The following is a 22,144-nucleotide window of genomic DNA, read 5'->3' on the forward strand; positions in this document are numbered from 1 at the left end:
GTTGTCTTTCGTCCCGGCGGCGCCGGAACAGTTGGCGGACGCCGCGACAGCGGCGGGGGAACTGGCCACCTTGGCGATCAAGGGCCGCGCGCCGAAAACCGGATACGACCGTGCCCTGTTCGGCGATGCCTGGACTGACGACGTGACGGTGACCGACGGACACAACGGCTGTGACACCCGCGACGACATCCTCGCCCGTGACCTCGCCGACATCGTCCGCAGTGGCGACTGCACCGTGATTTCTGGTGTGTTGCACGACCCGTACAGCGGCGTCACGGTCGATTTCCACCGCGGTCGGGGCACGTCGTCGCTGGTCCCGATCGACCACGTGGTCGCGTTGTTGGACGCATGGCAAAAGGGTGCGCAGCAGTGGGATGACGCCAAGCGGCGCAACTTCGCCAACGACCCGATCAATCTGCAGGCCACGACCCGGTCGATGAACGAACAGAAGGGCGCCGGCGACGCTGCAACGTGGTTGCCGCCCAACAAGTCCTACCGCTGTACGTATGTGACCCGCATTGTCGGCGTGAAGACCGCCTACGGGCTGTGGGTGACGCAGGCCGAACACGATGCGATCGCTCGAATACTGACGAGTTGTGGGGCACCGGATGCAGTTCCGGAACCGCCACCGGCGGCGATGACGACCCCTCCGGCGCCGGAACCCGATAACGGGCTGTCGGTGTACTACCCGAACTGTAAGGCGGCACGAGCCGCCGGCGCGGCCCCGATCCATGCCGGACAGCCCGGATATCGACCCGGGCTCGACCGCGATGGCGACGGTGTGGCCTGCGAGTGATTTCAGCCCGGGATTGTGAGGTATGCGGCTTCGATGCGCCGCACGCCGTGGGGCTATGTTCTTCTGTATCGAAAGGGGACGAATCATGACGGCGGACAACCGGATATCGGTGGAGCGTATCGGCACCCTGGTGCGCGGATGATCGAGTTCACGCTCACCCGAACATCGACGGCGCCGATCGAGACCGTGTTCGACGCCCTGACCGATCACCGCGGCATCGCGGACTACCTGTGGGCATGCCGGCGCAGCACCCTCGATCGTGAGGGAACCCCCGCACCCAACGGTGTCGGCGCGATCAGGCGTCTGGAGGTGATCGGACCCCCGTTCGTCGAGGAGATCATCGAGTACGAGCGACCCATCCAATACTCGTACAAGATGCTCTCGGGCGCACCGACCCGGGATCACATCGGAACGGTCCAGCTGCGTGAAGCAGGGACGGGGACCGAGGTCAACTGGCATCTTCGGTCAACACTGAAGATTCCCGGTGTCGACCGGCTGATGCTGCCGGTGTTCAAGAAGGTCATCGACGAACTGCTCAAAGGCGGCATCACCGCCGCTGAACGCCGCGCCTGAACACAGGTGTCGCGGCGCCCCGCCTCGACCAACGCGGGCTCAGCTCGCGGCCAAACGATAGACGCGCGTGGCGTTGGCGCGGGCGATCAGATCGACCACCCGCAGCGCGTCGGCCTCGCTCCAGTCGCCGCCGTCGACAAAGCCACGCAGCACCCGGTGAATACCGTTGCGCCACAAGCCTGCATCGAGGAAGTGCAGCTCCGCCGGACCGAACCTGTCTGAGGAGTACAGGACTTTGCGGAAAGGCGCCATCTCCAGCAACCGGGCGATGAATGCCGGCCCCCGCGTTCCCAGATGGTTGCAACGCCGCCTGGTTCTTGATCCCGTCGAGCGCCAGGCCCAGGATCGCCGCGGACGCCAGGTAGGGGTTCGCCGACGGGTCGATGATCTTCACCTCTACGTTGCCCCCGTACACCGCGCCGAGTCCTGCCTTGACGAATCGCACTGCGGCCTCACGGTTCTCCGTTCCCCAGCACGTGTAGGCGCCGGACCAGTTGCCAGGCCGTAGCCGCAGACCGGACACGATCGACCCGCACAACACACTGCGCCTCGCGCAGTCCGCGCACCACCCCCGCCACCGCGCTCTCCCCGGCCGCCGTCATCCCCTCGGCGCCCGGTCCGTCAGAGAACAACGGACCCTGCGGCATTCGGAGTGAAAAATTTTGGTGGGCAACAGATCCGACGTTGTCTGCAAAGGGCGTCGGCGAGAGGCTGATGCGCAGCCCGTGCCGGCGGGCCGCGCAGCCGATGATCAACCGCATCAGCACCAGCTGGTCGGCGGCGGCCACCGGCGAATGCGGCGCCAGCGAGACCTCGAACTGGTTGGCCCCGTATTCGGGGTGGAACTGCTCGATCGCGATCCCGGCGGCCGTGGCCGAGGAGTTGACGTCGCGGATGAACGCCTCGTAGTCGAGGACGCCGGCAAGGCCGTACTGGGCCCACAGCGCCGCCGGCAGCCGACCGCCACCGGGATCGACCAGCAGGAATTCGATCTCATGGCCGATCTGCGCCTCGACGCCGGCCTCGGTCAGCGCGGCCTCGATGCGGCCGAGCGTGCCGCGGGCACACGCGGGCACGGGCGTGCCGTCTTGCCCGTAGAACGCGGCGGGCGCCCAGGCCAGCCCGTCGCCGACGATGCGCAACGCCGACAGGTCGATGCACAGGCGCTGATCGCCGATGACGCCGATGCCGTCGGCGAAGGCGATGCCGGTCTGGTCGATCGCGAAGGCACGCCGCGAGGGACTGGCCGCCCAGTCCGGCCTCGGCGAAGGTGTCGGTGCGCCGGAGGGGCACCGTCTTGGCCATGGTGAGCCCCGCCGGGTTGACGATTGTCCCGATGACGGTGTCGACACCCTGGGCGTCGAGCTGGGCGATCGCCGCGGCGGCAAGCGGGGTGGCGGTCATGGCAGTCATTGTGCAGCCCGGAGCGCCCGGTCAGTTCTGGCGGTCGGGCAACTCGGCGACGAATCGGTCGATGAACGCGTCCAGCGGGGTCCCGCCCGCCGGTGGCCCCGCGATGTCGGGATCCGTACTTCACGAGACATAACCCATGGCGACGGGCCGCGGCGTGTCGGCGCAGTGGATTATGTGTCGCGACGGGCGCGGGCGGCGCTGCGGCCCGGCTGCCGGCGCTTACGCGCGGCTGGGCAGCGTCAGCGTGCAGGCCTGGCCGATGTCCAGGGTGCGCAACACCCGGCCCATGCCGACCCACAGCGCGCACGAGATGGCCAGGTCGGCGAGCAACTCGTCGGAGAAGTGCTCGTAGCAGCGGCTCCAGAAGTCCTCGTCGTCGCGCAGTGCCGTGTGCTCGGTGGCGAACCGGTGCGCGAATTCGGCCGCCAGCCGCTCCTGTTCGCTGTAGCCGGGCCATGTGCGCCACTCCGGGGCATGGTCGTAGAGCTCCTCGTCGACCCCGGCCGCCGGGCCGTCGGCGTCGCGGGTGTTGACGCAGACGATGCACTCGTTGTTGTGCGCGATCACCGCGCGCGCGAGCTCGCGGGTGCGCAGCGGCAGCCGGTTCTTGGTGTAGACCGCCTGGCTGAATCCGCCGAGGGCGCCACCGAGGTCTGGAGACGTGGTGAACCAGCCGGCTATGTCGTCGTCGGCGAACGTTCCGATTCGGCTCATTGGTAGGATCCTACGCCCGCGCCGGCCGTTTCTGGAACACGTTCTAATGCCGGGCGACGGTGACCCCGGGGCCCGGCAGGCTGGTCAAGCGCGTGCCCGACCGGACCCCGGAGGCCCGCGTTCAGCCCCCGCTTATTGCGAGCCCGGCGGGCGGGACACGCACTGCGCCAGGTACAGCTCCTCGCCGAGCTTGCCCATCAACTCGAGCTGTGTCTCCAGATAGTCGACGTGCAGTTCCTCGTCGGCCACGATCTGCTCGAACAGGTTGGCGGTGGTGGTGTCCTGCTTCTCGCGGCACATGATGATGCCGGGTTTGAGGCGGTCCAGCACCTCGTGTTCGATCGCCAGGTCGGCCTCGAACTGCTCACGCAGCGTCTGCCCGATGCGCAGCGAGAAGAGTCGCTGGTAATTGGGCAGGCCGTCGAGGAGCAGGATGCGGTCGGTGATCGCCTCCGCGTGCCGCATCTCGTCGAACGATTCCTCCCGGGTGTGTTTCGCCACCTCGGTCAATCCCCAGTTGTCCTGCATCTTGGAATGCAGGAAGTACTGGTTGATGGCGGTGAGCTCGCTGCTCAACTGCTCGTTGAGCAGTCGCAAAACGTCCGGATCACCTTGCACGATCACTCCTTGGGGTGTGTGAAAGCCGACATCTTCTGGCCGGGGCGCGGAAGGCTGGGCTGTAGCCCCCCGATGCCGCCCGTAGTCGAACTGTGCCATGCCGCAGATCAATCTTCCAGAAAGGTATGGCTGCGCTCAGTGTGTCGCGGCGGTGGCCGGGAGTGACCCACCTAACACGCGGCTTAGGTTAGACTCCGCTCATCAACTTAGGTTAGACTCCGCTAATATGCGACCTATTCGCCCGGCATCTTCGCCCCGGCCCCCGGTGACGCGGGACGCCGTGTTCGAGGCCGAATCGCGGTCGCCCGGGCCAGTGTTGGAACCCGTTCCCCAAGGGAACGGTGCCGGCGTGCGGAGGGTGTGCTGATGTACGTATGCCTGTGCGTCGGGGCCACCACCCACACGGTGTCCGAGTGCGTCGCGCGCGGGGCGGCGACTTCCAGGGAGGTCGCCGTCGCCTGCGGCGCCGGTGCCGACTGCGGGCGTTGCAGGCGCACGCTGCGGGCAATCATCGCCGCGTCAGCCAATCGGGAAGGCAGCCGGGAAGCCGAACTGCAGCCTGCCGCATCGCATTAGCGGCCCTTGTTGAAATCCGCCAGCGCCGCAGCGTTGGCCTGCGCCCCCATCATCGCGGCGAAATGGGCGTTCTCCCGCGCCCTGGCCGCAGCAATCCCCGGGCGCACCGGCTCGACCATCGTGTGCTTGACGGCCATCAGGCTCGAAATCGGCCGGGAGGCAAGGATTTCAGCGTGGCGGTGCGCCTCGGGCAGCAGCTGCTCCGGCTCACAGACCCGCCACGTCATGCCCATCCGCAGCGCCTCCGCGGCGTCGATCCATTCCGAGGACATCAACAGCCAGGCGGCGTTCTGCCTGCCGACCAGCTGCGGCAGCAGATAGGACGAGGCCGCCTCGGGCGCCACGCCCAGACTGGTGAACGGGCACTTCAACCGGGCGGTCGACGACATGAACACCAGATCGGCGTAGCCCAGGATCGTCGCGCCGATGCCCACCCCGACCCCGTTGACGGCACAGATCAGGGGCTTGGGGAACGCGCTGAGCGCGTCGATCAGCCCGATGAAGCCGTGCTCGCCGGGGGTGAAATCCGGGTCGGTGATGCGGGCCTGCATCTCGGCAAGATCCGTGCCTGCCGAAAATCCGCGGCCCGTGCCGGTCAGCAGGACGACGGCGACGTCAGGATCGTCGGCGGCGGCCAGTAGCGCCTCGGCCGTGGCGTCGTAGAGTGCCTCGTTGAAGGCGTTGAGCGCCTCGGGCCGGTTGAGGGTGAGCGTCCGCACCCGCTTGACGTCGTCGATCTGCAGGATCACCGCTGCAGCCTAATACCTGCTGTTCAGGCGTTACCGTAGATGCGGGTCGGTGCGATCAGCACCACGGCGCGGCGCTCGGCGGCCATTACGCGGTCGTATTCGTCCCAGTCGTCATGGGTGCCGCCCGCGGCCGTGAACACCTCGCGCAGCAGCAGCCGCAACCTGTTGTCGTCGGCGGCCCAGGGCGCCGCGTCCTCCGGGCCGGCCAACTCGGCGCGGCCCTCGACCGTCGCCCACCGCCATCCGCTGCGGAACGTGACCGCCAACTGCGGACGTGCCCGCAGGTTCGCGAGCTTGACCTTGCCGTACGTCGCGAAACCCAGCGCGGGTTCACCGGTGGCCGGGTGGGCCAACTGGCCCACGTTGACCAGCGACGCCTGCACGGTGGTGTCGGCGCGGACGGTGGACACCACCGCCAGGCCGCTCTCCCCCGCCGCCAGCGCCACGGCATCGCGCAGTGTCGTCATGCGCGCTCCTGGAACGGCTCGGTGAATGGTGTCGTGAAGACGTAGCGGCTGGTCGGCACCGTGTCGATGTTCTCGTTGGCGCCGAATGCGCTGGTGCTGGCGGCCATACGGCCCAGTCTTTGCTGGAGCTCGTCGTCGTCGGCGGCGCCGAAGAACGCCTGCAGGTCGGTGATCGCCTCCGCAGGGAACAGCTCCTCGACCACCGCCTCGATCTCCGGGGCGCCCGCGGTGAGGGCGCGCACCACCCAGTTCTGGGTGTAGCCGAACGTCGCCTGGGTCTGGATGGCCACCGACGTGTGGTCGCCCTGCCAACGGTCCAGCCAGGTTGGCTGGTCCAGGTGCGCGGGCCGGCGCAGCAGCGCGACGTTGGCCAGTCCCCTTGTACGCGAACCGAGTTGGCTCGGCGAAGACAGCGGGACCGACTCGGTCACCAGGTAGGCGGCGAACCGGTCGCATTCGCGGGCGAGCAGTCTCAGCGCCGCCTGGACCTGGTCGCCGTAGCACTGCTGGGTCCACAGGCTCACCACCGCGGCCACCGGCGGGTCCAGCGTCGTCAGCGTCATCAGCGAGTGACGCACCGCGCCGTCGCGGACGTTGACGGCCAGCCCCGCCACGCCCAGACCCAGCAACTCGTCGGCTACCGGGCCCCGCTGGCAGGCGCACCATTCGTCGTCCGGGTCGGGGCGCATCAGTATCGCGATTACCTTCTCCATACGCAGAACCTACAGTCGTCCCGGCTACTCGGTGGGTTCCCCTTTGACGAGGCGTACCCGGTGTTCGGCGCCGATCAGCCCGCCGATGATCCCGGCCAGCCGCCGGTAGGACTCATGGCGTCCGCTGGAGGCGCGGAACACCAGGCCGATCCGCCGGCCCGGGCGTGGCGCGGCGAACTCGGCGAGCCCCAGCCGGCTTCTCGCCGCCTCGACCGGGACGGCCGTCCGCGGGATCAGGGTCACACCCAGCCCGCCGGTCGCGCACTGCACCGCGGTCGACAGCGATGCCGCCCGCGTGTTCGCCAGCTCCGGCCGCACACCCGCCATGCGACAGACGTCCAGCGCCTGGTCGCGCAGGCAGTGGCCCTCGTCGAGCAACAGCAGCGGCAGCTGCGCCAGCGCCGTCGTCGGGATCCGTCGCCGGCCCGACAGCGGATGCCCGGGGGGCAGCGCGAGGACGAAGTCTTCGTCGTAGATGGGAATTGCGGTGATTCCGGCGGCGGCGGCGGGCAACGCGATCAGCGCCGCGTCCAGCGCGCCTTCGCGCAGGGCCGCCAGCAGCCGCTCGGTCTGGTCCTCGATCACCCGAAACGTCAGGTCGGGAAGCTGCTCGGGGACCCCGGCCAGCACCGTCGGCAGCACGTAGGGCGCCACCGTCGGAATCAGCCCCAGCCGCAGACTGGCCTGCAGGGGGTCGGCGGTGCCGGCCGCGGCGGCGGTGAACGCGTCCACCGCATGCACCACGGACTGAGCGTGCGGGAGCAGCTGCGCACCCTCCGCGGTCAAGAAGACCCGCCGCGTCGACCGCTCGATCAGCTGGGTGCCCAGCCCGTTCTCCAGGGCCGCCAACGCCTGCGACAACGTCGACTGGCTCACGCCCAGAGCGGGCGCGGCGCTGCTGAAGTGCCGCTTCTCGGCCACCGCGACGAACGCACGCAGCCCGGCGAGCGTCGGCTGATAATTCTTATCGGTCATACCTATTAATATAGTGTGAAAAATCACCTTTACCTCACAGTCCCGGGGCGGCAACATAGGACCCGAAGCCACAAAATCCCGCTACGACACGACCCAGAGGAGCGATATGTCATTGCTGACAATCGGCGACCAGTTCCCCACCTACCAGCTCACCGCGCTGATTGCCGGCGACCTGTCCAAGGTCGAAGCGAACGACCCCGGCGACTACTTCACCACCATCACCAACGACGACCACCCCGGCAAGTGGCGCGTGGTGTTCTTCTGGCCCAAGGACTTCACCTTCGTATGCCCCACCGAGATCGCGGCGTTCGGGAAGCTGAACGACGAATTCGCCGACCGCGACGCCCAGGTGCTCGGTGTGTCGATCGACAGCGAGTTCGTGCATTTCAATTGGCGCGCGCAGCACGAGGACCTCAAGGCGCTGCCCTTCCCGATGCTCTCGGACATCAAGCGCGAGCTCTGCCTGGCGACCGGAGTGCTCAACGCCGACGGCGTGGCCGACCGGGTGACCTTCATCGTCGACCCCAACAACGAGATCCAGTTCGTTTCGGCCACGGCGGGATCCGTGGGCCGCAACGTCGAGGAAGTGCTGCGGGTCCTGGACGCGCTGCAGTCCGACGAGCTGTGCGCCTGCAACTGGCGCAAGGGCGACCCGACGCTGAACGCTGCCGAGCTGCTCAAGGCATCTGCCTGATCGCAGCCTGAATTCCGGCCCCACAAGCCTGGTCAGGAGGCGACATGAGCGTTGAAAACCTCAAGAACGCGCTGCCCGAGTACGCCAAGGACCTCAAGCTCAACCTCGGCTCGATCGTGCGCGGCACGGAGCTCAACGAGGAACAGCTGTGGGGCACCCTGCTGGCCAGCGCCGTGGCGACCCGGAATACCCAGGTAATGGCCGAGATCGGTGCCGAAGCGGCCGACGTGCTGTCGGCCGAGGCGTACCACGCGGCCCTCGGGGCGGCCTCGATCATGGGCATGAACAACGTGTTCTACCGTGGCCGCGGCTTCCTCGAGGGCAAGTACGACGATCTGCGGGCGGGATTGCGGATGAACATCATCGCCAATCCAGGTGTGGAGAAGGCGAACTTCGAGCTGTGGTGCTTCGCGGTCTCCACAATCAACGGATGCCCGGATTGCGTCGCCTCCCACGAGCACACGCTGCGCGAGGCGGGGATGGGCCGGGAGGCCATCCAGGAGGCGTTGAAAGTCGCCGCGATCGTGTCCGGCGTGGCGCAGGCGATCATCGCCGCGGAGACGCTGGCCGGCGTCGGCTGATCGCGATTTCGTGACGGAACCCGCCTGGATCGGCCACGCCATCTGGTGGCAGGTCTACCCGCTGGGTTTCGTCGGCGCGTTCCCCACGCCAGGTGAGCCGCCGCAGCCGGATGAACACCGGTTGCGGCGGCTCACCGGCTGGTTCGACCACGCCATCGCACTGGGGGCCTCCGGTGTCGCCCTGGGGCCGATCTTCGCCTCGCGCACCCACGGCTACGACACCACCGACCACTACCGCATCGACCCCCGACTCGGCGACGACGCCGACTTCGACCACCTCGTCGCCGAGGCGCGCCGCCGCGGCCTTCGGGTGCTGCTCGACAGCGTCTTCAACCATGTGGGCGTGGACTTCCCGGCGTATCGCGAGGCGGCCGACAGCGAGGCCGCGGCGCGCTGGTTCCGCGGGCGTCCGGGCCGGTTTCACACGTTCGAAGGCCACCCCGGGCTCATCACCCTCAACCACGACAACCCCGAGGTCGTCGACTACGCCGCCGACGTCATGGCCCACTGGCTGGGCCGCGGCGCGGACGGCTGGCGGCTCGATGCGGCCTATGCCGTGCCGCAACACTTCTGGGCGGCGACCCTCCCGCGGGTTCGGGAGCGCTACCCGGACACCTGGTTCGTCGGGGAACTCATTCACGGCGACTACGCCGCTCAGGTCGAGGCAGCCGGGTTCGACTCGGCCACCCAGTACGAGCTGTGGAAGGCGATCTGGAGCAGCCTCAACGACGGCAACTTCTTCGAGCTCGACTGGGCGCTGCAGCGCCACAACGAGTTCCTGTCCCGTTTCTCCCCGCTGACGTTCGTCGGCAACCACGACGTCACCCGCATCGCCAGCCGCCTCGAGCGTCGTGAGCATCTTGCGCAGGCGCTGGTGGTACTGCTCACGGTCGGCGGTGTGCCCAGCCTGTACGCCGGCGACGAGTTCGGGATGCGCGGCATCAAGGAGGAGCGGTTCGGGGGTGACGACGCGGTTCGTCCCGAGTTCGACACTCCCCCAATGCCGTTGGATTCCTTCGGCGCCGAGGTGTGGGCATTGCACCGGTTCCTGATCGGCTTGCGCCGCCGCCACCCGTGGCTGCACGCGGCGGCGACGAGCCCGCTGCGGCTGTCCAACCTGCACTACGTCTACGAAACGCGAAGCGGCGACGACAGTTTGCTTGTCGCGCTGAACGTCGACGACGAGCCGCTGTGCCTGGCGGTGGACGAACTGGGCGGCGGGCGTGCGCGCGTGGAGGCTGGCTCGTCGGCGCCGGCACAGGAGATCGTCGACGAGGTGATGGTCGAGCCGCACGGATGGCGGATCCTCAGCCGCGCCTAAGATTCCAGCCGTTCCAGTGTCGCCGCGTCTCGCCGTCCGTCGTAGTACTTGTCGAGCAACGCGACGAAGTCCTCGTTGTCGTCGGTGGCGGCGGCGAACAGCGTCATCGACGAACACAACTTGAGGTCGTCGGGCGAACCGAAGATCTCGGCGGCCGAACGGCCTGGCGCCTGGTTGACCAATCGCGTGCACTCCCGCAGCCGCGCCCCGAGCACGCTGTGCCGTAAGTAGGCGCGCGCCTCCCCCAGTGCGGAGATACCGTAGCGCTGCGCCGTCTCGCTGCTGCCCAGGCCGCGCAGTTGCGGGAACACGAACCACATCCAGTGGGTGCGTTTGCGCCCCTCGCGCAACTCCTCGACGACGGCGCGGTAGACCGGCGCCTGCGCCTTCAGGAAGCGTTTGAGGTCGTAGGGGTCGGGTGCTGATTCCATGGCTGTCAGACTGCCCCGTCAGGCGACCGAGCGCCCGGGAAGGGCCATCGGCTGCGCCGTGGGCGTCGAGTCCGGCGGCGCGGGCTGGGCCGGCCCGAACCCGCCGGGGTGCCGCAGCGCCGCCTCGAGCACCGACTCCACCCGTTCGCGCGGGCTCCGGCCCGCCACGCTCGACGGCTGGTCTCCGCTTTCGGTCGGGGTCTGCTCGACTGCCCCGATGAGCAGATCGATCGCCTCGCTTGCCATCGCGCCGATCCGCGCGGTCGCGTCGTCCATGACGCGCATGATAGTCGCGGTGGTCGGAGTGTCCGGTGTGACGCCCGGGTGCCGGCTGCACACTGGTAGACATGGCAGTCAAGCGACGGGTGCCCAGGGTCCGCGACCTGGCGCCGCTGATCAGGTTCAAGCGCCCCGAGTTCGACCGCACCAGGCGTCGCCTCGACGCCGCCTACACCATCGACGACCTGCGTCGCATCGCCGCACGCCGCACACCCAGGGCGGCGTTCGACTATACCGACGGCGCCGCCGAGGACGAGCTGTCGATCCGGCGCGCTCGACAAGCATTTCGCGACATCGAGTTTCATCCGACCATCCTGCGAGACGTCAGCACCGTGACGGCGGGCTGGAATGTCCTGGGCCGGCCGGTGGCCCTGCCGTTCGGGATCGCCCCGACGGGGTTCACCCGGTTGATGCACACCGAGGGCGAGGTCGCCGGCGCGCGGGCAGCGGCGGAGGCCGGGATCCCGTTTTCGCTGTCCACCCTGGGCACCTGCGCGATCGAAGACCTGGTGGCCGTGGTGCCGCAGGGCCGTAAGTGGTTTCAGCTCTACATGTGGCGCGACCGTGACCGCTCGATGGCGCTGGTGCAGCGCGCAGCCGACGCCGGTTTCGACACGCTGCTGGTCACCGTCGACGTCCCGGCCGCGGGCGCACGGCTGCGCGACAACCGCAACGGGATGACGATCCCGCCGACCCTGACGCTGCGGACCGTGCTCGACGCGGTGCCGCACCCGAGGTGGTGGTTCGACCTGTTGACCACCGAGCCGCTGGCGTTCGCGTCGCTGGATCGCTGGCCGGGCACCGTCGGTGAGTACCTGAGCACGATGTTCGACCCCAGCCTCACCTTCGACGACCTGGACTGGATCAAGGCGCGCTGGCCCGGCAAGCTCGTCGTCAAGGGGATCCAGACGCTCGACGATGCCCGTGCCGTGGTCGAGCGCGGCGTCGACGGCATGGTGTTGTCCAATCACGGTGGCCGGCAACTGGATCGCGCGCCGGTGCCCTTCCACCTGCTGCCCGCGGTGGCGCGCGAGTTCGGCAAGGACACCGAGATCCTGGTGGACACCGGCATCATGGCCGGCGCCGACATCGTGGCGGCGGTCGCGCTGGGGGCGCGGTGCACCCTGGTCGGGCGGGCCTACCTCTACGGCCTGATGGCCGGCGGCGAGGCCGGCGTGGCCCACGCGATACACATCCTGGCAGAAGGGGTGCTCCGCACGATGCGACTGCTCGGTGTCACCTGCCTCGAGGAGCTTTCGCCCAGGCACGTGACGCAACTGCGGCGGCTGGGGCCCGTCGAATCGTGAGGGCTACCGCAGGCGCGCGACCTGTTCGGTGCGGTTGCGCACCAGGTCGTTGTAGGCCTGCCCCGGCCCCACGTGATCCCAGAGCTTCGGCGGGTAGTGCGTGACGTACATGGTGCGCCGCCCGCCGGCGCCGGTCGGCCGGGGCGAGGCATGCATCACGTCCTGGATGTGGACGGTGACGTCGCCGGGGGCGGTGTCGATGCTCACGACCGGTACCCCCGGGAGCCGCTGCTGCCACCGGTAGTGGATCGCCTGACCGTGACTGCCGGGAACGACCTGCAGGTTGCCGGTCGAGGAATCCGAACCCGTGATCTGGATCCCGACGCTGAGCGTGGGACACATGATGGCGTGCCCACCCATCCCGCAGTCCTGGTGCCAGGGGATGTTGGACAGCCCGCTGGTATTTCCCGGCACCTTGAGCAGCACCGCGCTGCCCTCCATCCGGTCGGGCGCGGCGCGCAGCGCGGGATCGAGCAGAGTGCCGAGCCTGTGCACCCGCGGGTCGCCTTCGAGGGCCGCGAGAACCGGCGAGCGCAGCGTCGCGTACACCAGGCGGCACAGGACGCTGCCGCCGTCTTCGCCGATGACCCACCACGACCGGTCGTCCCCGGGACGTGCGGCCGCCGCGAGGCGGTCGACCTCGCGGTTGGCGGCCTCCATCTCCTCGCTGGTGAAGACGCCGGTGACGTGCAGGTAGCCCATCGTCTCGAGCTGTGCGGCCAGTTCGGCGTCGTGTGCATCCAGCGTGAACGCGGCGAGCGGGTCGCGCCCCTTGAGATCGGTTCGCGCCGGGTCGTAGGGCGGGATGCCGGCGTGCAGGTAGCGCAGGACCGGGTCCCAGTCGGCCAGCTGGTCGAATCCGCCCCGCTCGAAGGCCAGGTCGTCGCTGAGCAACAGGTTGACGACCGTGCGGACCTGCCCAACCATGTCGTCCCAGGCTTGGCGGGACATGCGCACGACGGCCCGCCCGCCGCCGGGGCCGGTGGCCTGCCCGTCGTCGACGCGGATCGTCGGTCCGTCGGCGGTGTACGTGACGGCGTCCTCTCCGACGAGGAACGTGATCGAGCCGGTGCGCGCCAAGTGTCTGGCCGCGGCCGCGAGGATCTCCGGGTCGAGGGAACGGGGGACGGGATGCGACAGCGCCATGGCCCGATTATGCGACCGAAGCCGCCCTGCCGGGAACAAACCGGCGGCCGGCCGGGTTGAGCGCAACAGGCTCAATTTTTGGAGGATTTGATGGCCGACGCCATGTCCGTTCCGGTGCTGTTCGTCACCGACACGATCGTGCTGCCCGGAATGGCGGTGCCGATCGCGCTCGACGAGGCCGCACGCGCGGCGATCGACGCCGCCCAGGCTAGCGAGTCGGGGCAGCTGCTGATCGCGCCCCGGCTGCAGGACCGGTATCCCTCGTACGGGGTGATCGCCAAGATCCTGCAGGTCGGCCGCGTCGCGGGCGGCGGCACCGCCGCCGTCGTGCGCGGTGAGCGCCGCGCCCAGATCGGGGCGGGAGCCTCCGGGCCGGGCCCGGCGGTATGGGTCGAGGTGAGCGAGGTCGCCCCGGCTGAGCCCACCGACGAGGTCAAGGCCCTGGCGGCGGAGTATCGCAAGCTGCTGCTGGCAATGCTGCAGCGGCGCGGGGCCTGGGAGATCGTCGACTACGTCAACGGCCTGACCGATCCCTCGGCCCTGGCCGACACCTCCGGCTACGCGTCCTACCTGAGCGCCGCGCAGAAGCGCGAGTTGCTGGAGACCGTTGATGTGGGCCGTCGCCTCCGCGTCCTGATCGACTGGACGAGCACGCACCTCGCCGAGGTCGAGGTGAGCGACAAGATCGCCGAAGACGTTCGCGAGGGCATGGAGAAGACCCAGAAGGAGTTCCTGCTGCGCCAGCAGCTGGCCGCCATCCGCAAGGAGCTGGGTGAAGGTGAACCCGACGGTTCCGACGATTATCGCGCCCGGGTGGAGGCCGCCGACCTGCCCGACACGGTGCGCGAGGCCGCGCTGCGCGAGGTCGGCAAGCTGGAACGCTCCAGCGACCAGAGCCCGGAGAGCGGCTGGATCCGCACCTGGCTGGACACCGTGCTCGACCTGCCCTGGAACGTCGAGACCGACGACTCCACCGACCTGAAGGCCGCGCGGGAGATCCTGGACGCCGACCACCACGGGCTGGACGACGTCAAGGACCGCATCGTCGAATACCTGGCCGTGCGTGCGCGCCGCGCCCAGCGCGGGCTGCAGGTCGTCGGCGGCCGTGGCTCCGGCGCGGTGATGGTGCTGGCCGGACCCCCTGGCGTCGGCAAGACGTCGCTGGGCGAGAGCGTCTCGCGGGCGCTGGGCCGCAAATTCGTGCGCGTCGCCCTGGGCGGGGTGCGCGACGAGGCGGAGATCCGTGGGCACCGGCGCACCTACCTCGGCGCGCTGCCGGGCCGGATCGTGCGCGCCATCGGTGAGGCGGGGACGATGAATCCCGTTGTCCTGCTGGACGAGATCGACAAGGTCGGTTCGGACTACCGCGGCGACCCTTCGGCCGCCTTGCTGGAGGTACTCGACCCGGCGCAGAACCACACCTTCCGGGACCACTACCTGGATCTCGACCTGGACCTGTCCGACGTGGTGTTCCTGGCCACCGCCAACGTGGTCGAGAACATCCCGTCCGCGCTGCTGGACCGCATGGAGCTGGTGGCCATCGACGGCTACACCGAGGACGACAAGGTCGCCATCGCCCGCGACTACCTGCTGCCCCGGCAGCGGGAACGGGCGGCGCTGAGCGACGGCGAGGTGACCGTGACCGACGCCGCGCTACGCACGATCGCCGCCGACTACACCCGCGAGCCGGGGGTGCGGCAGTTCGAGCGGCTGCTGGCCAAGGCGCTGCGCAAGGTGACCACACGGCTGGCGCCCGGATCGGACGGGGCTGCCGGTCCGCTCGTCATCGACGAGCCGGATCTGGTCGACTACCTGGGCCGCCCGCGGTTCACCCCCGAGTCGGCCGAGCGCACCGCGGTGCCCGGCGTGGCCACCGGCCTGGCCGTCACCGGCCTGGGCGGTGACGTCCTCTACATCGAAGCCGGCGCAACTGGATTGGACGGGGCCGGCGAGTCCGCCCTGGTTCTGACCGGACAGCTGGGCGACGTCATGAAGGAGTCGGCGCAGATCGCGCTGTCCTACGTGCGCTCGCACGCTCGCGCGTTGGGCATCGATCCCAAGGCGCTGGACCGCCGCATCCACGTGCACGTGCCCGCCGGAGCGGTGCCCAAGGACGGCCCGTCGGCCGGCGTCACGATGGTGACCGCCCTGGTGTCGATGGCCACCGGACGTCAGGTCCGCTCCGACGTCGGCATGACCGGCGAGGTCACGCTGAACGGACGGGTGCTGCCCATCGGCGGCGTCAAGCAGAAGCTACTAGCCGCCCAACGTGCCGGCCTGGCAACGGTTTTCATCCCCGCACGCAACGAAACGGACCTTGATGACGTGCCCGCTGAGGTGCTCGCAACCCTGGACGTGCGGCCGATGACCGATGTCGCCGAAATCGTCGCGCAGGCACTGGCACCGGCGACCGAGATTGTGACGGTCGCCGCCTGAGCTGGACGCGAACGTGGCGCTGGGTAATCGATCAGACGTCTTGGCCCGCGGGATGCGGGCCATCGGTGCCCCGGTCGACGGGGAACCACTTGCCGTCGATGACGTCGGGCGGGCCCTGCGCCTGAAGGCGGTCCCGTTCTGCCCGGCGGCGTTTGACCCGCAACCTGGCGTCGGCCGGGACGCTGACCAGTTCGTCGCAGGTCAGGTAGAACACGTCGTCGGAAACGTCGAGCAAATCGGCATCGACACGCCGAGCGCCCAACTCCCGCAACGTCATCCGAAGCTGATGGGTGAAAAGTAGGGTGGTGTCATGGGCGAGTTCCCGCGAGCCGCGGGCGGCATCGGTGAGCCGCTGCGCGAGTGTCACCGCCACCGCGGGGTCGCTGGGCGCGGCGGATGCGAAATGCGCCGCCGTCCGCAGCAGCAGCTGCGGATCGTCGCCGAAGACTCGGGCGGCCAGTTCGGAGTCGCCGGGCCCGCGGTGCCCGATCCGGGCGGCAGCGGCATCGAATATGGCGGCGGTGGCCGGCGACAACGCGCGGATGCTGCCGACGTTGCCCTCCCTGGCCAGCGCACGCAGCGGCGGGTCGTCCCGCAGCGCGGCAGCCAATTCGGCGGTTTCGATCGCGACGCGGTCGCTTTGCACGATCATGCCGATGCCGGACACGCTGTCCCTCGCCTGGGTGTGCTCCAGCGCCGCCGCCGTGACGCCGGTGTCGATGAGCCACAGTGCAGTCAATGCCCAGCCCTGGTGAATCCGGTCCCGCAACAGCGGAACCCTGACCACCAGTGCCGAATCCGGCAGATCGGCAAGCCGGGTGGCGTCCAGGTGCTCCGCCCCGGCGGCCGCCCGGTAAGCCTGTGTGTCGGCCTTGAGATGACGCAGCAGGGATAGCGACCGGGCTGCGACGAGGCCTTTGGCGACCGAGCCGAGCGTCCCGCCGACCAATTGCGGCTCTCCGAACGGCAAGAGCTCGCCCGCCTCGGACTGCCCGGCCAGCGTGCGCCGCACCACAGCTTCTCGGTCCCAGCCCGGAAGCTGAGTGGCGGCAAGCGCATTGGCCGACACGCCGACGTAGGGCCGGTGGCCGAACACCGCGACGGCCCTACTCCCCCACTCGTGATCGACCACATCGCCGAGCGCGAGCACCTGGCCCAGCACCCGGCCGGCCGCACGCAGCCCGCTCAGCTGGACGTCCAGGGTGATCGGTGTCAACGGTCCGGGCAGCGCCGCGGCGAGCGTGCTCGCACTGAAGACCGGGAACCGCGGATCGATCCGATCGTCGAACTCGCCCTCCATGCCCTCGGGTGCCGCACTGGACAACCCGTCGCACGACGCGCGCGGCCGAACCTCGACGGGAAGCGTCAATTGGCCGCCGTGGTGGGTCGCACCGGCGGCGTCGAGCCTGCGTCCGACGAGCCCGCGCGCGGTGTCGGCGATGGCGTCGTACGCCTGCCAGCCACACTGGAACATCCAATCCTCATGTGCTGCAGCGGTATCGAGCTGTGGGGCCAACTGCGGCCAGCCGTACAGCCGATGCAGGCGTGACCGTGAGGTGACCGGCCGCAGCAGCCGCCACGCGGTGACCACGTTGATGGTGTCCGGGGTGGCCAGGTCCACCACACCGGTCCGGTCTGTGTTCAGCGACGACACCAGGAACCGCACCAGGTCGTCGATGTGCAGCACCCTGATCGGCTGCGTGGAAACCTTGCTGCGCAGCAGCGTGGTCACCGTGCGGCACACCGCCCAGTCGAGCTGGCGGCCCACCGGCGGCGCGGCCCGGATCACCAGGGTCGGGCCCCAGCTCGTCGCTACCAGTGCCTCGGCCGGCTCATACAGGTCGGGCCGGCCCGCTGCCTGCGACACGAACAGCAGCCGCGCCCCGGAGCGGGCGGCCGCGTCGGTCACCCGCGCGAGGCCGTCGATTTTCGCGCTTCCGGGCGCGGTCGGGTCGACTGGGGCCAGATGGATCACGGCGTCGGCTTCGTCGGCCAACTCCTGCAGCACCGGGTGGTTGAGCGACGCCTGAACGAACTCCACGGCCGGATCCAGCGCGGCATGGCGGCGCTCGGCGATGCCGGCGACACTGTGCCCGGCAGCGAGCAACTGCCGTGCGACCAGCCGCCCGATTGCGCCGGTGGCGTCGGTAATCAGGATCTGCACTGGGCTCACCCCTCCCAACGTCACCCTCGACAATAGGCACGTCGCCATCGGTTACGCGACCGTTACCGCATCCGCGACACCCTGGCCTGCCGCGATGCGCTCGACGATTACCGCAGCGTGGCGCTGCCGTCCGCGGCGACGGCGACCTTGGCGCCACCGATATCCTCACTCACGCTCGCCGCGGCCGCGGCGGGATCGGCGAGCACGGCCAGGGCGCGGGCCCCGTCCGGGGTGCGCACGGCCACGAAGGCCTTCTCCGGCCGTCCCTCCCGGTCGAACGGTGTCGTCCACGCCTCAACGGTCCCGACGCCGTCCCACTCGACCAACGCCTTGCGGGTCGGTTCCCGATCCACCGAGGCCTGGACGTTCTCCCAACGAAATTCGTCCGGCGGTTGGGTGCCGTACACGCCGAAACTGTGCTTGGTCAGGTAGCCGCCGTTGGCGGTGATCAGCGCGCGCCGGCCGGGGTTGGCCACCAACAACTCGGCCGCGGTGGCGATGGAATGCATGACATAGTTGCTCCATGGACCGCCGGCGAAGGTCAGCCCCCCGGTCACCGTGAGCGGGCGGGCCGCGTCGTCGACGCTCAACCCCAGTTCGCGCGCGGCGACCTGGACTGCCGAGGGGAAACACGAATACAGGTCGACGTAGTCGATATCGTCGATACCGAGCCCCGCCAGCTCGAGCGCCCGCGCCCCGGCGATCCGGATGGCCGGCGACCGGTGCAGCTCGTCGCGCTCGGCGACGGCGGGGGTGTCGTGGGCGTCGGTGCCCGCCTGGGGGTACACCCAGCGCTCGACGGGGATCTGCAGGCGCGTCGCCTGCTCCACCGAGGTCAACACCAGAGCGGCCCCCTGATCGACCATGTTGTTGGAGTTCAGCAGCTTCGTATACGGCCAGCTGACCATCCGGTTGCGCGGGCCGGGCTGCCCGATCTCCTCGGCGGTCATCGGTGTGCGGATCCAGGCGTGCGGATTTCCGACCGCCACGGCGTTGAAACGGGCCCACAGCTGTCCGATCCGCGCGATGTGGTCCTCGATCGACTCACCACCCGCGATGCGCAGCGACTCCTCGAACAGCGGGTAGACGTACGACGGGCGGTCGAGCCGGATCCGCAGCTCGGCCTCGCCGCCCATCGGGACGTCTTCGCCGCTGACATCCGCCATCGGCACGGATTCGTCCTGGACCGTCCACACCAATTTGCCGCCCTTGGACTTCAGCCCCGTTCTGGTGCGCCAGGTCTCGGCGCCGGCCAGCAACACCACCCCGGCGCTGCCCCGCTGAATGTCCAGGCAGGCCTGGTTGACCAGCGTTTGCGGCACGTTGCCGCCGATCGGGCTGTACAGCGTGGTGAAGTCCGCGGCGCCGATTCGCCGGCCGAGCAGCAGCCCGGGGTCGCGGTAGCGGGCCGACAGCACGTTGACCACCCGGACGGAGTCCACGGCCTCGGTCACCCGGGGGTCGGCGGCTCGTCTGGCCGCGGCGGCCATGAGGTCCACCGGTTCGACGGACCGCCGCCGCGGGTCGATGTCGTCGTGGTGGTTGACCTGGCCGTAGCCGACCAACACCGGTGTCCTGGGGTCGACGGTCATAGACCGAACCTAGCGCGGGGAGCGCGGGCGGCCGCCGATGGCCCGCCCAGCGTCACGCCGGGCCGAACAGCACGCCGTCGGTGACGAGCCGGTCGATCTCCCCGTCGCTCATCCCGAGCAACGCCCGGCAGATCTCGCGGGTGTCCTGCCCGGGCTGCGGCGCCGGGCGTTGCCGGGCCGGCGGGATGTGGGTGAACGGGGCCGGGCCCGTCTCCGCCGGCAGCGGACGCTCGATGAGCGGGTGCACCATCTCGGCGAACAGCTTGCGGTCCCGCAGCTGCTGGTCCTCCAGGAGGTCCGGCGGTCGGTTCATCGGCCCGGCGGCGACCCCGGCCGACTGCAGCAGTTGGGCAACCCGCGCCGGGGTGCGGGTGCGGGTCCAGGCGGAGACCAGCTCCACCAGCTCGCGCCGGTTGGCCCCGCGGGCCTCGCCGGTGGCGAATCGCGGGTCGTCGGCCCACTGCGGACGGTCGAATGCCGAAGCCACGCAGCGCCATTCGTCGTCGTCGCGGATGGAGATGACGCACCATTCGTCGTCACCCGCGCACGGGTGCACGGCGTGCAGGGCGGTGTCCGCGCGTATCGCGGCCAGGCCCGCGGCGAGCGCGGCCCGGGTGACGTAAAGGGTGTCGAGCTGGTTGACCACGACCTCGGCCTGCGAAATGTGCACGCGTGCCCCGCCGCCGGTGCGATCGCGGTGGATCAGCGCGGCCAGCGCAGCGATGGCGGTGACCCGCCCGACGACGTGGTCGGGAAAGACCGTCGTCGCGTCGTAGAAGGCGTGCCGGCCGGACCCGGCCCGGTCGTCGGGGTCGGCGGGCGTCCAGAGCCGGGTGACGCCGGTGACGGCCCGCACCAGCGGCCCGTAGCCCATGCGGGTGCTCCACGGCCCGCCGTCGCCGTAGGCGCTGCTCTCGGCGAGCACAACACGCGGGTTGACTCCCCGCAGCTCGTCGTAGGAAAAGCCCAGGGCTGCAAGAGTTCCGGGCTTGAAGTTGGCGAAAACCGCGTCCGCTTCGGCGACCAGCCGGCGAAAGATCCGGTTGCCCTCGGCGCTGCGCAGGTCCAGACCGAAGCCCAGGTTGTTGCGGTGGGTCCAGGCGAACGACTCGCTCATCGCCTCGCCGGCGCGGGCCTGCCTGAGCCCGTCGGGATGGTCGGCGCTCTCGATCTTGATGATCTCGGCGCCCAGGTCGCCGAACAACCGGCTCAGCTCGCCGCCGGCGACGATGACGCCAAGGTCGAGGATGCGCAGTCCGGTGAACGGATAGTCGCCGACCCGGCCCGACGGCGACGTCACCACCGCGGGGCTCCCGGGCCAGCACGGCTGGTCCTGCCCCGCCGCGGGCGCGGCCGTGCGCACCCCGGCGCGTTGCCCGCCGACCACGAAATAGCCGCTCGGTATCCGGGTGCGCACGCCGGGGACCAGCTCGGCCTCGGTGATCGCACCGACCGCCTCGAAATGGTCGGATGCCACGATCTGCGACGGCGTCAGCACCGCGGCGATCGGCACCCGGTGCGCCTGGCCGGCAGCCACCAGCTCCGTCATGGTCTGATCCTCGAACAACGCCTCGACCAGCACGCTGATCTGCGGCCAGGCCGCGAACCGCTCTGCGATCACGTCGTAGCGGGCGTCCTGGAAGGCCTCCGGTTCCCCCAGCCAGCGCCGCAGGCCGCGCCACTGCCGCGGCGCCATCACGCACAGCCGGACGTAGCCGTCCTTGCAGGCAAGGATCGGGTAGGCGTCCTGGTTCTTCGGGCGTCCGCGCCACCGCCCCGCGCCACGGATCCCGGCCGCGGCCTGCCCGTGCGCGCCGAACGCGGGGTCCAGCGACATGACAACAGCGTCGAACCGAGAAAAATCAATGTAATCGCCCGTACCGCAACGCAACCGGTTGTAGTACGCCACGAGCGTGGCCCACGCGGCCTGCACGGCGGCGGTCGCCGAAGCGATGCCGTCCGGCGGCAGCACGGGGATGCCGGTGGCAGGCCCCGACCGCGACAGCGAGCCGCTCATCGCGTAGAGCACCGGATCGGTGGCGTGCCACGACGACCGAGGTCCCGTGGTACCGAAGTCGGTGATCGAGATGACGACCAGGTGCTGCTGGTGGGCGGCCAGCTGCGCGGCGGACGTCCCGAACGCGGCGGCCAGCCCTTCGGGCCCGCTGTCGACGACGATGTCGGCGCCCGCGGCCAGTTCGCGGAGCCGGTCACAGTCGTCGGTGTCGTAGGGGTCCAGCACCGCGCTGCGCTTGTTGGCGTTGTGTACCGCGAACGCGATAGCGGCGCCGGCCAGCGTCGGCAGCGCCTGGCGGGCGGGACTTCCGCCCGGCGTCTCGATCTTGAGGACGTCGGCGCCCAGGTCGGCGAAAAGGCGGGTCACCGCGTCGGCCGCACCGGTGGACAGGTCGAGCACGCGCACCCCAGCGAGCAACCCGTCGGCCATCTGCACACCGTAACGGTCGGGGCGCTTGCGCGTCGCTGACCAGTGTCACACCGCGCCGGTGCGCGCGTCTGGATCCCCGGTCGATGGACCGGGTGCGCGCGGTGTCGACTAACGTCACAGGCCGGTGCGCGAGTCCGTACCTGTCGACACGAT

20 protein-coding genes and 2 pseudogenes are annotated in these 22,144 nt (G+C 69.7%); 8 read left to right on the plus strand and 14 right to left on the minus strand.

The window, feature by feature from the left end; all coding sequences use genetic code 11:
* The first annotated feature begins 1 nt into the window (after window position 1).
* Both ACOJVU_RS03100 and ACOJVU_RS03105 read left to right on the plus strand, forming a co-directional pair.
* Window positions 2-796: a GmrSD restriction endonuclease domain-containing protein gene (locus tag ACOJVU_RS03100; RefSeq protein WP_421528432.1), complete on the plus strand. Its 795-nt coding sequence runs from the start codon at window positions 2-4 to the stop codon at window positions 794-796.
* 138 nt (window positions 797-934) lie between these two features.
* Complete coding sequence (locus tag ACOJVU_RS03105) at window positions 935-1,369, plus strand: SRPBCC family protein (RefSeq protein WP_421528433.1); 435 nt, start codon at window positions 935-937, stop codon at window positions 1,367-1,369.
* A 39-nt stretch (window positions 1,370-1,408) separates the two neighbouring features.
* Here the strand turns inward: ACOJVU_RS03105 and ACOJVU_RS03110 are convergent.
* The 4 genes and pseudogenes from ACOJVU_RS03110 to bfr form a co-directional block, all read right to left on the minus strand.
* A pseudogene (locus tag ACOJVU_RS03110) lies at window positions 1,409-1,669 on the minus strand (amidohydrolase); the annotation flags it as partial.
* Between the two features lies 1 nt (window position 1,670).
* A pseudogene (locus ACOJVU_RS03115) lies at window positions 1,671-2,773 on the minus strand (glutamine synthetase); the annotation flags it as partial.
* A gap of 228 nt (window positions 2,774-3,001) precedes the next feature.
* On the minus strand, window positions 3,002-3,496 hold the full coding sequence (locus tag ACOJVU_RS03120; protein ID WP_421528434.1) for a carboxymuconolactone decarboxylase family protein: 495 nt from the start codon (window positions 3,494-3,496) through the stop codon (window positions 3,002-3,004).
* Window positions 3,497-3,628: 132 nt separating this feature from the next.
* On the minus strand, window positions 3,629-4,114 hold the full coding sequence (gene bfr, locus ACOJVU_RS03125) for a bacterioferritin (RefSeq protein ID WP_421528435.1): 486 nt from the start codon (window positions 4,112-4,114) through the stop codon (window positions 3,629-3,631).
* A gap of 366 nt (window positions 4,115-4,480) precedes the next feature.
* Between bfr and ACOJVU_RS03130 the strand changes: the two genes are divergently transcribed.
* Window positions 4,481-4,690, plus strand: coding sequence for a (2Fe-2S)-binding protein (locus ACOJVU_RS03130; protein ID WP_421528436.1), 210 nt, complete (start codon window positions 4,481-4,483; stop codon window positions 4,688-4,690).
* On the opposite strand, the gene ACOJVU_RS03135 is transcribed toward ACOJVU_RS03130, so the two are convergent.
* Genes ACOJVU_RS03135 through ACOJVU_RS03150 form a run of 4 tightly spaced genes read right to left on the minus strand, consistent with a single transcriptional unit; the run spans window position 4,687 to window position 7,594 of the window.
* The gene (locus ACOJVU_RS03135) at window positions 4,687-5,439 is read right to left on the minus strand and encodes an enoyl-CoA hydratase/isomerase family protein (protein ID WP_421528437.1); all 753 of its coding nucleotides are present in this window, start codon (window positions 5,437-5,439) and stop codon (window positions 4,687-4,689) included. The two genes, ACOJVU_RS03130 and ACOJVU_RS03135, sit on opposite strands and share 4 nt — an antisense overlap.
* 23 nt (window positions 5,440-5,462) lie before the next feature.
* Window positions 5,463-5,906: a TIGR03618 family F420-dependent PPOX class oxidoreductase gene (locus ACOJVU_RS03140; RefSeq protein WP_421528438.1), complete on the minus strand. Its 444-nt coding sequence runs from the start codon at window positions 5,904-5,906 to the stop codon at window positions 5,463-5,465.
* Complete coding sequence (locus tag ACOJVU_RS03145; RefSeq protein ID WP_421528439.1) at window positions 5,903-6,619, minus strand: hypothetical protein; 717 nt, start codon at window positions 6,617-6,619, stop codon at window positions 5,903-5,905. The genes ACOJVU_RS03140 and ACOJVU_RS03145 overlap by 4 nt, the downstream gene beginning before the upstream one ends.
* Window positions 6,620-6,643: 24 nt before the next feature.
* Window positions 6,644-7,594: a hydrogen peroxide-inducible genes activator gene (locus tag ACOJVU_RS03150; protein ID WP_421528440.1), complete on the minus strand. Its 951-nt coding sequence runs from the start codon at window positions 7,592-7,594 to the stop codon at window positions 6,644-6,646.
* A gap of 106 nt (window positions 7,595-7,700) precedes the next feature.
* Here ACOJVU_RS03150 and ACOJVU_RS03155 point away from each other — a divergent pair, with 106 nt between their 5' ends.
* The 3 genes from ACOJVU_RS03155 to ACOJVU_RS03165 are packed head-to-tail and all read left to right on the plus strand — an operon-like array spanning window position 7,701 to window position 10,190.
* Window positions 7,701-8,288, plus strand: coding sequence for a peroxiredoxin (locus tag ACOJVU_RS03155; RefSeq protein ID WP_421528441.1), 588 nt, complete (start codon window positions 7,701-7,703; stop codon window positions 8,286-8,288).
* A 44-nt stretch (window positions 8,289-8,332) separates the two neighbouring features.
* Complete coding sequence (locus ACOJVU_RS03160) at window positions 8,333-8,869, plus strand: alkyl hydroperoxide reductase (protein WP_421528442.1); 537 nt, start codon at window positions 8,333-8,335, stop codon at window positions 8,867-8,869.
* Window positions 8,870-8,879: 10 nt separating this feature from the next.
* Window positions 8,880-10,190, plus strand: coding sequence for an alpha-amylase family protein (locus tag ACOJVU_RS03165; protein ID WP_421528443.1), 1,311 nt, complete (start codon window positions 8,880-8,882; stop codon window positions 10,188-10,190).
* On the opposite strand, the gene ACOJVU_RS03170 is transcribed toward ACOJVU_RS03165, so the two are convergent.
* Window positions 10,187-10,621: a DUF1810 domain-containing protein gene (locus ACOJVU_RS03170; RefSeq protein ID WP_421528444.1), complete on the minus strand. Its 435-nt coding sequence runs from the start codon at window positions 10,619-10,621 to the stop codon at window positions 10,187-10,189. The two genes, ACOJVU_RS03165 and ACOJVU_RS03170, sit on opposite strands and share 4 nt — an antisense overlap.
* A gap of 18 nt (window positions 10,622-10,639) precedes the next feature.
* On the minus strand, window positions 10,640-10,897 hold the full coding sequence (locus ACOJVU_RS03175; RefSeq protein ID WP_421528445.1) for a hypothetical protein: 258 nt from the start codon (window positions 10,895-10,897) through the stop codon (window positions 10,640-10,642).
* A 71-nt stretch (window positions 10,898-10,968) separates the two neighbouring features.
* Here ACOJVU_RS03175 and ACOJVU_RS03180 point away from each other — a divergent pair, with 71 nt between their 5' ends.
* Window positions 10,969-12,207 carry an alpha-hydroxy acid oxidase gene (locus ACOJVU_RS03180; RefSeq protein WP_421528446.1) on the plus strand — a complete coding sequence of 413 codons (1,239 nt, stop codon included), beginning with the start codon at window positions 10,969-10,971 and terminating at the stop codon, window positions 12,205-12,207.
* A gap of 3 nt (window positions 12,208-12,210) precedes the next feature.
* Here ACOJVU_RS03180 and ACOJVU_RS03185 read toward each other — a convergent pair whose 3' ends face one another.
* Window positions 12,211-13,353 carry a phytanoyl-CoA dioxygenase family protein gene (locus ACOJVU_RS03185; protein WP_421528447.1) on the minus strand — a complete coding sequence of 381 codons (1,143 nt, stop codon included), beginning with the start codon at window positions 13,351-13,353 and terminating at the stop codon, window positions 12,211-12,213.
* Window positions 13,354-13,443: 90 nt separating this feature from the next.
* Here ACOJVU_RS03185 and lon point away from each other — a divergent pair, with 90 nt between their 5' ends.
* Window positions 13,444-15,789: an endopeptidase La gene (lon, locus tag ACOJVU_RS03190; RefSeq protein WP_421528448.1), complete on the plus strand. Its 2,346-nt coding sequence runs from the start codon at window positions 13,444-13,446 to the stop codon at window positions 15,787-15,789.
* 31 nt (window positions 15,790-15,820) lie between these two features.
* Here the strand turns inward: lon and ACOJVU_RS03195 are convergent, their stop codons facing one another.
* The 3 genes from ACOJVU_RS03195 to ACOJVU_RS03205 all read right to left on the minus strand — a co-directional run bounded on the left by ACOJVU_RS03195 (window position 15,821) and on the right by ACOJVU_RS03205 (window position 21,997).
* Window positions 15,821-17,953 carry an NAD-dependent epimerase/dehydratase family protein gene (locus ACOJVU_RS03195; protein ID WP_421528449.1) on the minus strand — a complete coding sequence of 711 codons (2,133 nt, stop codon included), beginning with the start codon at window positions 17,951-17,953 and terminating at the stop codon, window positions 15,821-15,823.
* A gap of 107 nt (window positions 17,954-18,060) precedes the next feature.
* Entirely contained in the window at window positions 18,061-19,545 is a 1,485-nt protein-coding gene (locus ACOJVU_RS03200; RefSeq protein WP_421528450.1) for an acetyl-CoA acetyltransferase, read from the minus strand.
* A 52-nt stretch (window positions 19,546-19,597) separates the two neighbouring features.
* On the minus strand, window positions 19,598-21,997 hold the full coding sequence (locus ACOJVU_RS03205; protein WP_421528451.1) for a CoA transferase: 2,400 nt from the start codon (window positions 21,995-21,997) through the stop codon (window positions 19,598-19,600).
* Window positions 21,998-22,144: the final 147 nt, after the last annotated feature.

This window comes from Mycobacterium sp. THU-M104 (assembly GCF_049197365.1).
Classification (GTDB): domain Bacteria; phylum Actinomycetota; class Actinomycetes; order Mycobacteriales; family Mycobacteriaceae; genus Mycobacterium.

Bases quoted from the DNA above. Each gene is read 5' to 3' on its own strand.
- lon (WP_421528448.1), top strand. From the start codon at position 13,444: ATGGCCGACGCCATGTCCGTTCCGGTGCTGTTCGTCACCGACACGATC.
- ACOJVU_RS03105 (WP_421528433.1), top strand. From the start codon at position 935: ATGATCGAGTTCACGCTCACCCGAACATCGACGGCGCCGATCGAGACC.
- ACOJVU_RS03155 (WP_421528441.1), top strand. From the start codon at position 7,701: ATGTCATTGCTGACAATCGGCGACCAGTTCCCCACCTACCAGCTCACC.
- ACOJVU_RS03175 (WP_421528445.1), bottom strand. From the start codon at position 10,897: ATGGACGACGCGACCGCGCGGATCGGCGCGATGGCAAGCGAGGCGATC.
- ACOJVU_RS03120 (WP_421528434.1), bottom strand. From the start codon at position 3,496: ATGAGCCGAATCGGAACGTTCGCCGACGACGACATAGCCGGCTGGTTC.
- ACOJVU_RS03200 (WP_421528450.1), bottom strand. From the start codon at position 19,545: ATGACCGTCGACCCCAGGACACCGGTGTTGGTCGGCTACGGCCAGGTC.
- ACOJVU_RS03130 (WP_421528436.1), top strand. From the start codon at position 4,481: ATGTACGTATGCCTGTGCGTCGGGGCCACCACCCACACGGTGTCCGAG.
- ACOJVU_RS03150 (WP_421528440.1), bottom strand. From the start codon at position 7,594: ATGACCGATAAGAATTATCAGCCGACGCTCGCCGGGCTGCGTGCGTTC.
- ACOJVU_RS03140 (WP_421528438.1), bottom strand. From the start codon at position 5,906: ATGACGACACTGCGCGATGCCGTGGCGCTGGCGGCGGGGGAGAGCGGC.
- ACOJVU_RS03170 (WP_421528444.1), bottom strand. From the start codon at position 10,621: ATGGAATCAGCACCCGACCCCTACGACCTCAAACGCTTCCTGAAGGCG.
- ACOJVU_RS03180 (WP_421528446.1), top strand. From the start codon at position 10,969: ATGGCAGTCAAGCGACGGGTGCCCAGGGTCCGCGACCTGGCGCCGCTG.
- ACOJVU_RS03145 (WP_421528439.1), bottom strand. From the start codon at position 6,619: ATGGAGAAGGTAATCGCGATACTGATGCGCCCCGACCCGGACGACGAA.
- ACOJVU_RS03185 (WP_421528447.1), bottom strand. From the start codon at position 13,353: ATGGCGCTGTCGCATCCCGTCCCCCGTTCCCTCGACCCGGAGATCCTC.
- ACOJVU_RS03160 (WP_421528442.1), top strand. From the start codon at position 8,333: ATGAGCGTTGAAAACCTCAAGAACGCGCTGCCCGAGTACGCCAAGGAC.